The sequence below is a fragment of the Streptomyces sp. NBC_01003 genome, from assembly GCF_045162695.1.
In the GTDB taxonomy this organism is placed as follows: Bacteria; Actinomycetota; Actinomycetes; order Streptomycetales; family Streptomycetaceae; genus Streptomyces.
In genome coordinates, this window is record NZ_CP108707.1 from 1,675,778 (window position 1) to 1,690,725 (window position 14,948).

Annotated in this window: 14 protein-coding genes and 2 pseudogenes; 7 read left to right on the forward strand and 9 right to left on the reverse strand. The window is 70.2% G+C overall.

Going from position 1 to position 14,948, the window contains the following annotated elements; genetic code table 11:
• The first annotated feature begins 157 nt into the window (after positions 1 to 157).
• On the forward strand, positions 158 to 1,516 hold the full coding sequence (locus OG698_RS07780) for an aminopeptidase P family protein (RefSeq protein WP_406110906.1): 1,359 nt from the start codon (positions 158 to 160) through the stop codon (positions 1,514 to 1,516).
• 75 nt (positions 1,517 to 1,591) lie between these two features.
• Here OG698_RS07780 and OG698_RS07785 read toward each other — a convergent pair whose 3' ends face one another.
• Positions 1,592 to 3,037 carry a glyceraldehyde-3-phosphate dehydrogenase gene (locus OG698_RS07785; RefSeq protein WP_406102239.1) on the reverse strand — a complete coding sequence of 482 codons (1,446 nt, stop codon included), beginning with the start codon at positions 3,035 to 3,037 and terminating at the stop codon, positions 1,592 to 1,594.
• A 223-nt stretch (positions 3,038 to 3,260) separates the two neighbouring features.
• Here OG698_RS07785 and OG698_RS07790 point away from each other — a divergent pair, with 223 nt between their 5' ends.
• Entirely contained in the window at positions 3,261 to 3,629 is a 369-nt protein-coding gene (locus OG698_RS07790; protein ID WP_406102241.1) for an FAD-dependent oxidoreductase, read from the forward strand.
• 59 nt (positions 3,630 to 3,688) lie between these two features.
• On the opposite strand, the gene OG698_RS07795 is transcribed toward OG698_RS07790, so the two are convergent.
• The 6 genes and pseudogenes from OG698_RS07795 to OG698_RS07820 form a co-directional block, all read right to left on the reverse strand.
• Complete coding sequence (locus OG698_RS07795; RefSeq protein WP_406102243.1) at positions 3,689 to 5,230, reverse strand: carboxylesterase/lipase family protein; 1,542 nt, start codon at positions 5,228 to 5,230, stop codon at positions 3,689 to 3,691.
• A gap of 51 nt (positions 5,231 to 5,281) precedes the next feature.
• Positions 5,282 to 6,616, reverse strand: a complete 1,335-nt coding sequence (locus tag OG698_RS07800; RefSeq protein WP_406102244.1) for an MFS transporter — start codon at positions 6,614 to 6,616, stop codon at positions 5,282 to 5,284.
• Positions 6,617 to 6,780: 164 nt separating this feature from the next.
• On the reverse strand, positions 6,781 to 7,806 hold the full coding sequence (locus OG698_RS07805; protein WP_406102246.1) for a LacI family DNA-binding transcriptional regulator: 1,026 nt from the start codon (positions 7,804 to 7,806) through the stop codon (positions 6,781 to 6,783).
• Positions 7,807 to 8,277: 471 nt separating this feature from the next.
• Positions 8,278 to 9,219 (reverse strand): annotated as a pseudogene (locus OG698_RS07810) (MASE1 domain-containing protein); the annotation flags it as partial.
• 103 nt (positions 9,220 to 9,322) lie between these two features.
• Positions 9,323 to 10,657, reverse strand: coding sequence for a PP2C family protein-serine/threonine phosphatase (locus tag OG698_RS07815; protein ID WP_406102248.1), 1,335 nt, complete (start codon positions 10,655 to 10,657; stop codon positions 9,323 to 9,325).
• A 243-nt stretch (positions 10,658 to 10,900) separates the two neighbouring features.
• Entirely contained in the window at positions 10,901 to 11,098 is a 198-nt protein-coding gene (locus tag OG698_RS07820) for a hypothetical protein (protein ID WP_406111735.1), read from the reverse strand.
• A gap of 25 nt (positions 11,099 to 11,123) precedes the next feature.
• Here OG698_RS07820 and OG698_RS07825 point away from each other — a divergent pair, with 25 nt between their 5' ends.
• Entirely contained in the window at positions 11,124 to 11,321 is a 198-nt protein-coding gene (locus tag OG698_RS07825) for a hypothetical protein (protein WP_406111737.1), read from the forward strand.
• 33 nt (positions 11,322 to 11,354) lie between these two features.
• Here the strand turns inward: OG698_RS07825 and OG698_RS07830 are convergent.
• A pseudogene (locus OG698_RS07830) lies at positions 11,355 to 11,786 on the reverse strand (protein kinase domain-containing protein); the annotation flags it as partial.
• Here OG698_RS07830 and OG698_RS07835 point away from each other — a divergent pair.
• Both OG698_RS07835 and OG698_RS07840 read left to right on the forward strand, forming a co-directional pair.
• Entirely contained in the window at positions 11,744 to 12,172 is a 429-nt protein-coding gene (locus OG698_RS07835; protein ID WP_406102249.1) for a hypothetical protein, read from the forward strand. The pseudogene OG698_RS07830 and the gene OG698_RS07835 overlap by 43 nt on opposite strands.
• Before the next feature lie 21 nt (positions 12,173 to 12,193).
• A complete protein-coding gene (locus tag OG698_RS07840) occupies positions 12,194 to 12,616 on the forward strand; it encodes an amphi-Trp domain-containing protein (protein ID WP_406102250.1) in 423 nt (140 codons plus the stop codon).
• Between the two features lie 164 nt (positions 12,617 to 12,780).
• Here the strand turns inward: OG698_RS07840 and OG698_RS07845 are convergent, their stop codons facing one another.
• A complete protein-coding gene (locus OG698_RS07845) occupies positions 12,781 to 13,215 on the reverse strand; it encodes a MarR family winged helix-turn-helix transcriptional regulator (protein ID WP_406102252.1) in 435 nt (144 codons plus the stop codon).
• 118 nt (positions 13,216 to 13,333) lie between these two features.
• Here OG698_RS07845 and OG698_RS07850 point away from each other — a divergent pair, with 118 nt between their 5' ends.
• Both OG698_RS07850 and OG698_RS07855 read left to right on the forward strand, forming a co-directional pair.
• Positions 13,334 to 13,891: a quercetin 2,3-dioxygenase gene (locus tag OG698_RS07850; RefSeq protein ID WP_406102253.1), complete on the forward strand. Its 558-nt coding sequence runs from the start codon at positions 13,334 to 13,336 to the stop codon at positions 13,889 to 13,891.
• Complete coding sequence (locus OG698_RS07855; protein WP_406102254.1) at positions 13,888 to 14,805, forward strand: alpha/beta fold hydrolase; 918 nt, start codon at positions 13,888 to 13,890, stop codon at positions 14,803 to 14,805. Before OG698_RS07850 ends, OG698_RS07855 begins: the two co-directional genes overlap by 4 nt.
• Positions 14,806 to 14,948: the final 143 nt, after the last annotated feature.

The window sequence follows — 14,948 nt, forward strand, 5'->3', positions numbered from 1 at the left end:
CACAGCAGAAGGGTGCATCGTGTCCTCCTCCGAGCCCAGGCCACAGCCCACGACTCAGGCGACGTCACAGCCCACGACGCAGCCCGAGGCCCAACCCCGGCCCTCGGGACGCAAGAACGGCCTCTACGCGGGCCTCTCCGAAGAGCTCTCCGCCCTGATGCGGACGGGCTGGGCCGACACCGAGCAGCGCGACCTGAGCCCGGACGAGCAGGCGCCGTACGCCGCCCGTCGCCGCGCCGCCCTGTCCGCGCGGTTCCCGGGCGAGCGGCTGGTGATCCCGTCCGGCAAACTCAAGATCCGCTCGAACGACAGCTACTACCCCTTCCGCCCGTACTCGGCCTATGTGCATCTGACGGGAGATCAGGCGCGGGACAGCGCCGTCGTGTTCGAGCCGCGCGTCGGCGGCGGGCACGACATCCATCTCTGTCTCCTCCCCCGCGACAGCCGGGACACCGACGAGTTCTGGACCGGCATGACGTCCGAGCTGTGGATGGGCCGGCGCCGCAGCCTCGCCGAGTCCGAACTGGTCCTCGGCCTGCCCTGTCGCGACATCCGCGACGCCGCCACGGAGCTGTCGGCCGCGCCCGAGGCGCCGACCCGCATCGTCCGCGGCCACGACCCGGCACTCGAGGCCGCCGTGACGACGGACGCGGAGCGCGACGCCGATCTCGAGGAGGCGCTGTCCGAGCTGCGCCTGGTCAAGGACGAGTGGGAGATCGGCGAGCTGCGCAAGGCCGTCGACTCCACGGTGCGCGGATTCACCGATGTCGTACGGGAGCTGGCCACGGCGATCGCGACCTCGGAGCGCTGGATCGAGGGCACCTTCTTCCGCCGCGCCCGCCTGGAGGGCAACGCCGTCGGCTACGGCTCGATCTGCGCGGCCGGCGAGCACGCCACGATCATGCACTGGGAGCAGAACGACGGCCCGGTGCGCCCCGGCGAACTCCTGCTCCTCGACGCGGGCGTGGAGACCCACACGCTGTACACCGCGGACGTGACGCGCACGCTCCCGATCAGCGGCACGTTCACGCCGCTCCAGCGCAAGATCTACGACGCGGTGTACGAGGCCCAGGAGGCGGGCATCGCCGCCGTGAAGCCGGGTGCGGCCTACCGCGACTTCCACGACGCGGCACAGCGCTACATGGCGGGCAAGCTCGTCGAGTGGGGCCTGCTTGAGGGCGACCCGGAGCGCGTCTTCGAGCTCGGTCTCCAGCGGCGCTTCACCATGGCGGGCACGGGCCACATGCTCGGCCTGGACGTCCACGACTGCGCTGCCGCGCGCACGGAGTCGTATGTGGGCGGCCCGCTGGAGCCCGGCATGGTACTGACGGTCGAGCCCGGCCTGTACTTCCAGCCGGACGACCTGTCGGTGCCGCAGGAGTACCGCGGCATCGGCGTGCGGATCGAGGACGACATCCTGGTCACGGCCGACGGCACGGAGAACCTGTCGGCGGGCCTGCCGCGGTCGGCGGACGAGGTCGAGGCGTGGATGCGCACGCTCGCGGGCGACCGGTAGGGGTCCCGCCGCTCTGACAACGGCCCGAGGGGGCCCGGCCGTCGGAACGGCCGGGCCCCCTCGGGCTGTCAAGGCTTACGCCGTCGGGACCGGGTAGGTCGGGTACTCCACCCCGGAGACGTGCTGGACGACGCGGATGACCTGGCACGAGTAGCCGAACTCGTTGTCGTACCAGAGGTAGAGGATCGCGTTGTCGCCGTCGACCTTGGTGGCACCGGCATCGACGATCGACGCGTGGCGCGAGCCGACGAAGTCCATGGAGACCGCGTCGGGGGCGGTGGTGAAGTCGATCTGGCGCTTGAGCGGCGAGTTCAGCGAGACGTCGCGGAGGTAGTCGAGGACTTCCTCGCGGGTGGTCTCGCGGCCGAGGCGCAGGCTGAGGATCGCGATCGACACGTCCGGCACGGGGACGCGGATCGAGCTGCCGGTGATCGGCGCCTTCAGGTCGGGCAGCGCCTTGGCGACGGCGGAGGCGGCGCCGGTCTCGGTGATGACCATGTTGAGCGGCGCGGAGCGGCCGCGGCGGTCGGCCTTGTGGTAATTGTCCAGCAGGTTCTGGTCGTTGGTGAACGAGTGGACGGTCTCCACGTGGCCGCGCAGCACCCCGTACTCGTCGTCCATCGCCTTCAGCGGCGGGACGATCGCGTTGGTGGTGCAGGACGCGCAGGACAGGATCTGCTCGTCCGGCTTGATCATGTCGTGGTTGACGCCGTGCACGATGTTCGGGACGTCGCCCTTGCCCGGAGCGGTCAGGACGACCTTCTCGACGCCGGGGCGGAGGTGCTTCGAAAGCCCCTCGCGGTCACGCCACTTCCCGGTGTTGTCGATCAGGATGGCGTCGTTGATGCCGTACGCCGTGTAGTCGACCTCGGACGGGTCGTTGGCGTAGATCACCTTGATCTCGTTGCCGTTGGCGACGATCGTGCTGTTCGCCTCGTCGACCGTGATCGTGCCGTTGAACTGGCCGTGGATGGAGTCGCGGCGCAGCAGCGAGGCGCGCTTGACGAGGTCCTGGTCGCCACCGCCGCGGACGACGATGGCGCGCAGCCGCAGTCCGTTGCCGGAGCCGGCCTTCTCGATGAGCAGGCGGGCGACGAGGCGGCCGATGCGGCCGAAGCCGTAGAGGACCACGTCACGCGCCTGGCGGCGCTCGATCTTGTTCTCACCCGTGGCGCCGGAAACGGCCTCCGCGGTGAACTCCTCGACCGAGAGACCCCGGTCGTCGGCCCGGTGCGTCTCGGCGAGCAGGCCGATGTCGATCTGCGACGGGCCGAGGTCGAGCGCGGCCAGCGCCTGCAGGAACGGCATCGTCTCGGTGACCGACAGTTCCTCGCCGGCGATCTGGCGGGCGAACCGGTGGGTCTTGAGGATGCTCACCACCGACTTGTTCACCAAGGAGCGGCTGTGGAGCAGGACGGTGACGTCCCGCTCCCGGTGCATCTTCCCGATGATCGGGATCATCGACTCCGCGATCTCCTCGCGGTTCTTCCAGTTGGTGAACGAGTCGTCTTTGACAGTCACAGGTTTATCTTTCGAGCTAGGCGGCGCTCATATGCTAACCCGCCCCCATTTTGATCGTTCAAACGGTCCCCCACTTGATCGTTCAGACCCTCCCGCGCGGCGAAAGCCTCCCCCGCGCCCGGCACGCCCCTCGGCTTCGCTCAGCCGTCGAGGAGGGTGCGCAACCTGGTGGCGTTGCCCCTTATGCCGCTGCCGATGCTGACGGTGAAGGCGCCGGCGGCGGGTGGCCGGCACGATGGAGTTCGAGGCCGACGCCGACCGGTACCGCGAGGCCCGGATCCGGGCCGTCGTCGCGGCCGCCCGCCCCTGCCTCGAGGGCGCCGGCTGGGCGGACCGCGAGGAGGAGTGGGTGGGCGCCCGGCCGCTGACGCGTGACGGACTGCCCTTGATCGGTGCGGTCCCCGGCACCTCGCGGATCATCGCGGCGGGCGGTCACAACATGCTCGGTCTGATGCTCGCGCCCGCCACCGGGCGCGCCGTCGCCGGCCTGGTGACCGGTGACCGCGCGGCGGCCGAGGCAAACCGCCCGTTCGCCCTGGAGCGGCTGGCCCGGCGGCCCCGTACGAAGCGCCCGGCGACGCAGCGGGCCTGACAGGGCACCGGCCGGTCAGCGCACCCCTCGATCACTTACTTCAGTACTTACTGAAGCACTTACTTCAGCCGGGCGTCGTCGGACTCTGGTCCGGGGGCGGCGAGCAGGGCGCTTACGTCGGCGTAGCCGTCGCCCGTGTCGGAGGAGCGGGTGTCGAAGACTCGCGTGGCCGGGGCGCTGGAGATCCAGGGCGTCCATCCCGGCCTGCCGTTGCGGATGAACGCGACCGCCGCGCCGTGGACATCCGTGGCAAGGGCCTTGGGCGGCTCGGCACCGGCTACCGCGGTGACCCCTTCGGCGTCGAGGCAGTCGAAGTGGAACGGCACGTCGAGGCAGTGCGTGGCCAGGCCGAGGACGGGCGAGCGCCAGGCGAAGCGGTACAGCCAGGTCGGGGCGGTGCCGCGGGCCCGGGCGACCCGGGCCACGGCTGTGCGGAAGAGGTGGTCCGTGACGTACTGGCCGACGAGGTCCGCCGTGTCAAGGCCGGGGTGATCTGCGACGTACGCGGCGGCGACGGTCCCGTCCACCCCGCACGCGGTGAGGATCCCGGCCGGCGCCGCCGTGGCAAGCCGGTCCCGCATGGGGTGCAGCGCCATGGTGAACTCGTGGTCGGTGGCGCCGAGTACGAGTTCCTTGCCGGCTCCCACGCCCGCGGCGAGGGCGTCCAGGGTGGGCTCGGGGATCAGGTCGCCGTCGACCATGGGGGCAATGGGCAGGTTCTCGGCGATCAGGCCGGCGACCCCCGCCAGAGCATCCTCCGCGCCCCTGCCCGTGCCCGTATCCGAATCGGCATCCGTGTCCGCTGCCGGCGAGGACACCTGCTTCTGCAGATCAAGGATCTGCTCCTCGCTCAGCTGGGACAAGCCGGTTCGGGTCGGTGGCACGCCGCCCAGCTCGGCCAGCTTGCGGCCCAGACGTTCCGCCTCCGTCGTCGACACCTGCGAAACCGGGCCGGACAGACAGTGCACGCGGTGGAACAGGTGCTGCGCACGGGGCATGCCCAGCAGGGTCAGTACAGCGGCACCGCCCGCCGACTGACCGGCGATGGTGACCCGGCCGGGGTCCCCGCCGAAGCGCCGAATGTTGTCCCGCACCCATTCGAGGGCCAGCAGCCAGTCCTGGACGGCACGGTTGTGCGGTGCGTCGGAGATCCATCCGAAGCCGTCGAAGCCGAGCCGGTAGCCGATCGAGACGACGACCACCCCGTCGCGGTTGAAGGCGGCGCCGTCGTACCAAGGGCTCGCCTGGGATCCGGCGAGGAAGCCACCCCCGTGGATCCACACCATCACCGGCAGGCCGGCGTCCGGAGAGGGGTCCGGGGTGAACACGTTGAGATTGAGCGTCCCGTCGCCCGGAATGCTCGGCTCAGGGATGAAGGTGACCTCGGCCAGGGGGCGACGCTGCGCGGTAGGTCCGTAGGCGGTGGCGTCCAGGACGCCGGACCACGGCTCGGGAGGGACGGGCGCGGCGAACCGGAGTGCGCCGACGGGGGGTTGGGCGTACGGGATGCCGAGGAATCGGACGCCGGTGTCGCGGTGCTCACCGCGCACGGGGCCGTGGGCGGTGCGGACGACGGGCGGCTCTGCGGGGCGGACAGTCACTGGTTGCTCCTCGATCACTCATGTTGCGGGCAGTGGTGGCAGTTGGACGGCTCAGCGAACGCTCCGGACGCGCAGTACGCCCAGCGCACCCACGAGCGAGACCGCCGCGGCGACCGGGAACAGGGCCTCGTAGCCACCGGCAGCGACGATCCAGCCTGCGAGGGTGGGCGCGAGGATCTGCGGTCCGGCGTTGGCGATGTTGATGACGCCCATGTCCTTGCCCACATCGGCAGCGCGCGGCAGGACCTTGGTGATCAGGGCCATGTCGACGGCCATGTAGGCGCCGAACGCCATGCCGCCGACGATGTTGTACGCAAGCATGCCGCCCTCGGTGGGCCACAGCATCGGGAGCGCCAGGGCCAGCGCCGCCACGGTCCCGGAGGTGAACACGAAGGGCTTGACCCTGCCGACCCTGTCGGCAAGGGGTCCGAGAAGCACGGTGGCGACGACCGTGCACAGCGCGTTGACGACCATCAGGAAGCCGACGGTCGGCAGCAGATCCCGGGGCGGGACCTTGATGTAGTCGGCGAGCAGGTACAGGTTGTAGGTGAGGACGATGAAGTAGCCCAGCATGACCCCGAGTCGGGAGACGAAGGCCCAGCCGAAGTCCGGGTGCCGGCGAGGGCTGACCCAGAAGCCGCCGAGGAACTCCCTGAGTGAGAACGGCTCGCGCGGCAGTTCACGGGCGTCGCGGTCCGGGGACAGGACGACGAACACGAGCGCCGCGACGACGATGACGCCGGCTATCAGGTAGTAGCCGTTCTCACCGGCGAACCGGCCGCCGAATCCGCCGATGACACCGTCCAGGCCGAACTTCGTGCCCGGCACACCGCCGATGATCAGTGCCGCGGCGATCGTGCCGAGGGGCACACCCAGACCGACCAGCGCGGAGAAGGTTCCGTACCGGGCGACCGGGACGCGATCGGGCATCGCGGCGGTGAGGGCGGCCTGGTAGCCGTTCATGATGAACTGCACGACGCCCCAGCTCAGGCCCAGCATCGCGATGCTCGTGGCGTGCGCCTGGGCGACCAGGGCCAGTGCGCCGAGCAGCGCGCACAGAAGGATCCACGGCGCCCGGCGGCCGAACCGGGACCGCGTGCGATCGGACAGCTGCCCGAACACCGGGTTGCCGATCGTCGCCAGGACCGCCCCCGTGGTGCTGGCGGTGGACAAGGCGGAGGTGTCGTTCGTGCCGGTGATCTGGGCGACTTGGATCGGCAGCAGGAAGCCGCCCACGCCGAGCCACAACAAGTAGAGGGCGATGTTGGCGGCCGGCAGCGTGCCGTAGAGGCGAGCGAGGCGCCGAGGAGCCGCGGGTGCGGCGGCCTCGGTGCCGACGCCGGCCACGCCGACTGCAGCCGCGTTTTCAGGAAGTGAATGACTCATTGAGGCCCCTTGGAGAGCGATGCCGAAGAATGCGGACGCGGTGGGGGCGCGCGTCGAGGAGGAGAGTAGGTGACACGTGTAAGCAGTGGAAGGGGTCCGACAGCACAGGTTGTGTTCGTTATCTCCTACGTGCCGTGCCGGTGTTGAAAAGTTGAAGCCGGCGATTAGGCGGTTTCCCGGATCACCAGACTCGTGCGGAGGTAGGAGCGGGTCTCCGCAGGCGTGTCGGGGGCGCCGATGAGGCGGTCCAGCATCGCCGCGATCTCGCGTGCGGGCGTGAAGTCCATGCGGACGGTCGTGAGCTTCGGGCGGAGCAGCCGGCCGATGAGCAGGTCGTCCGCACCCACCACGGCGACGTCCGCCGGCACGCGCAGCCCGGCGTCCTGGAGGGCACGAACAGCGACGGACGCGTACTCGTCGTTGTAGGCGAACAACCCGTCGGCCCTCGTCCGGACCACCAGCTCGGCCCACTGGGCCGCCGCCCCCTCGTCGAGAGAGAGTTCCTGCCGTACGACGGTGACGGAAGGGTGTGCTCGCGCGGCGGTCTCAGCACCGGAGAACCTGGGCTCGGCGAACCGGCGCAGCGATGCGTCGGCGGGCACGATCACACCGATGTTCCTGCGTCCGACCGCCGCCAGATGCTCCACGGCCAGCGCGCCGACCTGCACCTGGTCCGCCACCAGCGCGTGCGCGCCGGGCACAGGCGCCGGCCCGGCGCTGACCACGACCCCGATCCCGGCCCGGTGCAGCAGGGCGACGGCTTGCTCCTCCAGGCTGTCGTCCATCAGCGACAGCACCGCGTCGGGCCTCAACTCGGCCCAGCGGCGAGCGGCCTCCGCGCCCCGGTGTCCCGTCGGGCCGTAGAGCACGGCCGTGTAGCCGAGTTCCGAAAGGGCCAACTGCAGCTCGGCGAAGTACTGGGCGAACAACGGCCCTGCGGTCACTGCCGGGGTGGTGAGCAGAACGATCCCGCTTCGCCCCGCGCGCAGTGCCCGCGCCACGGCGTGCGGCACATAACCCAGCTGCCGGGCCGCGTCCCTCACCCGCTCCCGGGTCGCCTCACTGACACGCCCGCCCCGGGTGTTGTTCAGGACGTACGAAACGGTGGCCCGCGACACCCCCGCGGCGCGCGCTACGTCCTCACTGGTGGGCGGCGTTCCGGCTGAACCGTGCGAGGACATGGAGGCCATGATCACTCATCATCCCAGAGGAGACCGGTGCCGGTGAGGGAGTGCCGGCACCGGGTCAGGCGGAGGCACGCGACCCCTTCACCGCTCCCCGCGGAGGGGTCAGCTCGGCTCGGCGGTGAGCCACTCGGCCCGCCCCTTCCCCGTCCGAGGTGCCCCGCCGGCGCGACGGCATCGCGCACGCTGCGAAGTTCCGACAGACCCCTGACCGGCGGAGAGCCAGGCTGATCACGCCGTTGTTCCGGTTCGTCCGCCACGCCCTTCCCGTTTGTCCTCTTCTCCGACCTGGGTCTCTTCATCGACCGTGTGCACTTCGCCGACCTTGTTCACTTCGTCGACCCTGTTCCCTTCGTCGGCCCTGTCCACTTCGCCGAGCCTGTTCCCTTCGTCGGCCCTGTCCACTTCGCCGAGCCTGTTCCCTTCGTCGGCCCTGTCCACTTCGTCGAAGCGGAGGGGGAGCGTCGGCTGGTAGCCGCCCGCGGAGATCTTGGCCACCATCTCGGCGAGATACCCGCAGGCCTGCGAGATCTCCAGCTGGAACTGTTTGCGTTCGCTGACGGCGGCCGAGACCAGCAGGGCGGTCAGCGCGGAGGAACCGTTGAAAGCCTGCAGGGTGATCATGCTGGTGAGCAGATCGTGATCGGCGAACGGCCCGGACCCCCTGGCGGCGGCGACGATCGCGAAGGTGGACACGGCCAGGGCGCAGGGTGCGGCCCCGGCCAGCTGGAAGCGGAAGGCCGCCCAGATCAGCAGCGGGAAGCCCAGGAACATGAGGGGCACGCTGCCGCTCCCGGCGAGTCCGACGCCGGCGGTGGCCACGAGGAGCAGGAAACCCTCCGCCCAACGGGACGGCGGAGCGTCCTTCGGCCAGCGTGCCGAGCGCAGAACGAGCAGGACCGGCGTCACCACCAGGACGCCCATCGCGTCGCCGGTCCACCAGACCGACCACGTCGGCCAGAACTCGCCGGCGCTCACCACTCCGGCGAGGGCCAGGGTCCCGCTGCCGATCGTCGCGCTGACCAGCATCCCGGTGAACGCACCGAGAAAGATAAGTGCGAGCACATCCCGCAAACGGGACAGTTCGATACGGAATCCCGCACGACGGAGCAGTGCGTAGGAGCAGAGGGGCGCGAGGGTGTTTCCGGCCACGATGGCGAGCACGGCCGGAACCGACGGCCCGAGGGGGGCGTTGACCAGGAGCGCACCGACCGCGATCCCGGGCCAGACCCGCGGACCGCGCAGGAGCAGGCTCGCCAGGGCGATCCCGGTCGGCGGCCAGAGGGGGGTGACCTGGCCGCGCACCAGCTGCTGGAGCAGTCCCAGTTTGGCCGAGCCGTAGTAGAGCGCGACCACGACACAGATCTCCAGGGCGGCTGCGGCGCCGCGCCGGAGCCGTTCTCGCCGGGCGGCTGTCATGGGTGCGGCCTCCGCTTCGACATCGCTCCGTGATCCATCATCCGCCGCTTCCCCCGGATCCTCCACGGCACCGTTGAGGCGCGCGTTCGTCGCGCACCGGAGGTCAGGCGGGCGGGGTGCGCAGGGCGACGACGGCCATGTCGTCGTGACCGTCGCTGGGGTGGTGATCGGCCAGTGCCTGAACGAATTCCGGCAGGGGCAGGACGGCGTACAGGGTGGCGAGATCGGTGAGCTCGTCGAGGCTCTCCTCGATGGACCGGGCGGGGTGTTCGATCAGCCCGTCCGTGAAGAAGACGACCGTGGAGTCAGGGGGCACGTATCGCGAGTGATCGGGGCGGGGTTGTTCGGTGTCGACCCCGAGGGGCACACCCGGCTCGGCGAACAGGGTTTCCGCCCGGCGTCCAGGGACGATCAGCAGGGGCGGGACGTGGCCCGCGGTACTCCAGTGGAGGCGCCAGCCCGGTCCTGCCGGTTCGATACGCGCCAGCGTCGTGGTGGTGACGGGATTGGTCGTGATGGCTTGCAGTGTGCGGTCGAGCTGGGTGAGGACGGCACCGGGCGCATCGGCCCGTTCGAACAACAGAGCGCGCAGCATGTTGCGGGTGGAGGCCATGGAGGCCGCGGCCCGCAGATCGTGCCCGCCCACATCACCGATGACGACCGCCACGACATTGCCGGGCAGCGGGATGGCGTCGTACCAGTCACCGCCGAGCTGACTGGGCTCGGCTGCGGGCCGGTAGATCGCGGCCGCGGTGAAAGGCCGCAGGTCGGGAAGTGTCGGCAGCAGCAGCCGCTGGAACTGCTCGGCTCCGACCCGTACCCGCTCGAACAGGCGGACGTTCTCGATCGCGATCCCGGCGGCGCCGGCCAGGGCGACGACGACGTTCTCGTCGTGAGCGTCGAAGGGCTGTCCGTCACGGCGCTCGGAGAGGTAGAGGTCGCCGTAGATCTCGCCGCGGACACTGATCGCGACGCCGAGCAGGGTACGCATACGCGGATGACCGGGCGGGAACCCGGTGGACGACGGATGAGACAGAATGCTCTCCACCCGCAGGGGTGCCGGATGACGAATCAGGTGCCCGAGGACCCCCATACCGCGAGGGAATCCGGCCTCGGTCAGATCAGCGCGTTCCTGTTCGGACAGGCCGGCCGCGATGAACTGCTCCAAATGGTCTCCGGACTTGTCGAGCACGCCCAGTGCCCCGTAGCGGGCGCCCACCAGATCCATGGCGGTGCTGACGATGCGGTTCAGTACCGCGGGCAGCTCCACCTCCCGGCTGATGGACACCACGGCATCCAGCAGGCCCTGAACTCGGTCCATGGCGTCCAGCAGAGACCGCAGTTGCTCGTCGATGCGGCCCAGCTCGGCACGCAGACGTTCGTGCAGGTCGGGGGTATGTGGCTGCCTCGGGTGGATGCCGTGCTCGATTCCCGCCATCACAAGCGCCCAGGGACCGCACGGCCGCTCTCGGTCGCCTTCCGTCCGCGGCGATCGCTCCGCACCGTTCCCGGGTCCGCCCACACGATTGAGGAGTGCATTTCGGCCTCCTGGCAGGACCCTCGGTGATCGAGGTCATGGCGTCGCCCGACATGAAGGGCAACGAGGTCATTATTTCAAATATGTGAGGACGGCGTCGCCGGCGCCCGAGGGGCCCGTCGGCCGAGCAGGTCTACACCCGTGTCAACGGTCCGCCGGAAGCGTGACCACAGTGGTTGCGCAGGACAGGTGCAGGCGGTTGGAGGCCAGAGCGAGGGCGGTGCGGCCGACCGTGAAGTCCACGGGGGCCTTGCCGTCGTTCGGGATGCCGCTGCGGAAGGTCCACGGCGGGCGGTGCGTCTTCAGGTCGACGGCCAGGAACGGCTGCGGGACGTCCGTCATGTCGCGGTAGAGAATCCCGCCGTGGATGGCCGCCCGCTCCGGACAGGCCGTCGGCACCCCCCGCGGGACCCCGTCCGTCGTCGATGGCGTGGTCTACGTGACGGGACTCGCCACCGGCGACGCGCGTACGAAACCGGGTTCGGCCAACGACTTCCTGGCACTGCGAGCCTCCGACGGACATCTGCTGTGGTCGTATCCGCTGCACACCATGACGAAGACCTGACCCCCACAAGAGACGGCGGGCGCCGAGGCCGCGGGCGATGCCGAAGTCGATGACGCGTGGGCCGGTGGCCGTGATCAGGATGTCGGACGGCTTGAGGTCGTGGTGGACGAGTCCCGCGCCGTGGAGGCCGCCGAGCGCCCGGGCGACGTGGACACCCAGAGCCCGGACGCCGGGTTCGGGGAGCGGGCCGTGGTGTTCGACGGCCTCGGACAGGGCCGGGCCGAGCACGTACTCCGTGGCCGGCCACGGGACCGTCGTCCGGGTGTCGGCGGCCACCACCGCTGTTCCGTGCAGGGCGCCGATGGTGCGCGCGGCTTCGGCTCCGAGGTGCAAAGTGATCGCGGTGGGCCGAGATTGGAAGTAGCCCGGCCAGCCGTGCGTGCGCGCGGTTGTGAGGGGCCCACGACACGAAGGAGCCGGAGATGGCCAGTCATGCGAGTGGAAGCCGCTCGGATACGGCGGCACGATCGACAGGCACCGGGCTCGGGAGCGGCCGGCTGGTCTTCGCCGCCGTCCTGATGATCTTCGGCGGCCTGATGATGGTCTTCCAGGGCATCGCAGCCATAGCCAAGGACGACATTTTCATCACCACCCGCAACTATGTGTACAAGTTCGATCTCACCGGATGGGGCTGGATCCATCTGATCCTGGGCGTGATCGTCGTACTCGCAGGGGCTGCCCTGTTCCAGGGCGCAACCTGGGCCAGGGTCGTCGGCGTCGGGCTGACGGGCCTGGCCATGCTCGCGAACTTCCTGTGGATCCCCTACGCGCCGTTCTGGGCCATCGTCCTGATCGCGATCAACGCCGTCGTGATCTGGGCACTGTGCACCGCACCCAGCCCGTCGGAGTGACGAAGCACGGATCACCTCGCCATGCAGTCCGGCCTCCGGGCTGGGTCGGGATCGGAGACACCCGTGAGAGATCTCAAATTTGAGCAGAAGCGCACGTTGTCACGCCTCGAGGCGGCCGACCAGCTCACCGCATTCGCAGACGCCCTGAGGGAGGGTGGGGATGCCGAACTGGCACTCGGCGCCGGAACGCTGAGCCTGCGGCTCCCCGACGACCTGCGCAGTGAGATCGAGGTCGAGGTCGGCGATGGGGAGATCGAGCTGGAGATCGAGTTCAAGTGGCCGACCGCATCGGCCCGGACGGCGTCATCGCGGACGGTCGCGAACACACGGGAGGCCACAGCACGAAAGAAGAGCGCGCCCGCCAAACCCAGGCGCAGCTCTTCGGGCGCCAACAGAAGCGAGAGCGCGAAGCGGTCTGCCAGGAGAACTACGAAAACGTCCTGAGCCGTACCCACCGACCTTTGTCCCGCGTCGGCGGTCACCGTCATGTCGCTACCCGCGAAGACCGACTCAGACGGGCTGAGCATGGCCTGCACGCGTCGTGGGTCGCGAAGCCGACTCCGGCGGCCGTGCGTTCGGCATGCCGGGAGCGCGGCCGGCCCGTGTGATCAGCCGGTGGGCGGCTCGCCCCAAGGCTGTTCCAGCGCGGACCGCAGCGCCGCGACGACGTCCTTGCCGATGCGGTCGGCGAGTTGATCCTCGAGGTAGTCGAGGGCGCGCCGGGCTCGGTCGTGGGTCCGGCGCCCCTCCGCGGTGCGGCGGATCAGCCGGCGGCGGGCCGACGCGGGGTCCGGCACCTGCTCCAGGAGCCCGGTGGCGACGAGGGAGTGCACGGCCTGATGAACGGTCTGACGGGTGACACCCATCCGGCGGGCCAGTTCGGAGACGGTGGTGCCGTCCTGGTCGAGCGCGGCGAAGAGCTGCACCTGAGGCGGAGTGACCGCCGGCACCCCCTCCGCCGCCAGGGCGGCGAGCAGCCCCTCCTCGAACCAGCGCCGGGCCTCGCCCAGGAGTTGCGGCAGGTCACGTCCGGTGCCGGTCATCGCTTCCTCTCCGTCGTGGGTCGTGGGCGTCCTGTACGGCACTTGCCTCCGGCCCCGTCACGTGTCAGGGTACCTGACGTAAGTTGTCAGGCAACCTGACATAGAGAGGTGAGCGGTCATGACCATGGAGTACGCCACGCGCTACCGGAGCGCGTCACGCATCCCCGCGGAGCCGGGCAAGCCGTACGTCATCGAGAAGGGCGAGGGTGACCGGGCCCATCTGTTCGCGGACCTGATCACCGTCTACGCGGGCGGTGAACAGACGGAGAACACGTTCAACGTCTTCACCTGCGAGGGGCCGAAGGGCGACATCATCCCGGCCCATCTGCACGAGGACACGTACGAGGTCTTCTACGTGACCCACGGCGCGGTCCGCCTGTTCGTCGAGGACACCGAGGGCGAACAGCAGGAGCGGCTGCTCGGCCCGGGCGACTTCGGCTTCGTGCCGAAGAACTGCCCGCACGCCTACCGCATGGAGCGCCATCACTCCCAGATCGTCGGGGTGGCGGCCGGGCGGCACGGCACCTTCGAGCGCTTCTTCGAGACGCTGGGCACCCCGGCCGAGCAACTAGGCCTGCCGCGCGAGCCGTTCGTGCCCGAACCGTCGAAGTTCGCCACGGTCCCTCGCGAGTACGACGTCCGTTTCCTGCCCGACCATCAGTGGCGGACCAAGTGACCCGGACGCTACGGGAGTTGATCGCCGCGCCGCACCCGGACGTCGGTCCGCTGCCGCCGGCGGCAGAGCGCCCGGCCGGGGTGCGTGTGCTGCGCGGCGTCCCGTACGGGGTCTTGGAGGGCAGCCGGCCGCTGGAGCTCGACCTCTGGCTGCCGCCCACGCCGGACGCCCCGCGCCCCTCCCCCGTCGTGCTGTTCGTGCACGGTGGGGCGTGGCGGCGTGGGCAGCGCGACGACATGGGTCTGCACACGCGCGCGTGGGACCCGACTCCCTTCGAGCGGATCGCGGCGGCCGGGTTCACGGTGGCCTGCGTGGATTACCGGCTCAGCGGCGAGGCGACGTTCCCCGCACCCCTGGCCGATCTGCGCACGGCACTGCGCTGGCTGAACGTGCGCGCTACGGAGCTCGGCACCGACCCGCGCCGTACGGTGGTGTGGGGCGAGTCCGCGGGCGGACATCTGGCCTCACTACTCGCCCTCACCCACGACGAGCCGCCGCTCGCGGGGGCCGTCGTCTGGTACGGGCCCGCGGATCTGACCTCGGCCCGCGATCCCTTCGACCCCGCCGACGCGGCCACCCCTGAGGCGCTGCTGCTCGGCGCCGCGCCCGCGGACGCACCCGAACTCGCCGGTGCGGCCAGCCCGTTGAAGAACGCGCATGCGGGTGCCCCGCCCTTCCTCGTCGTCCATGGGGAGGACGACTCGATGGTGGCGTGCTCACACGGCCGGGACCTCGCCGCGGCACTGAGCGGCGCGGGAGCGTCCGTCGAGTTGTGGACGATTCCCGGCGCCGATCACGGCTGGCACGGCCTGGACCAGGGCGCCGTGACCCAAATCTTCACCCGATCCCTGGAGTTCGCACTGAGGGTGGCTACGAGGCCCGACTTGGTTGCCGGGAACAATGCCACCGCGTAGACGGCACGGATGACGCCGACGCCGACGCCGAAAGAGCAGGGAGAGGGAGAGGGAAAAGCAGCGACCGGCAGTCCGTCCAGCAGGCCGGTTACCGCGTCGTTCGCGCCGTTGAGCAACGGCTGCACAAACCGCACCTGGCCGCC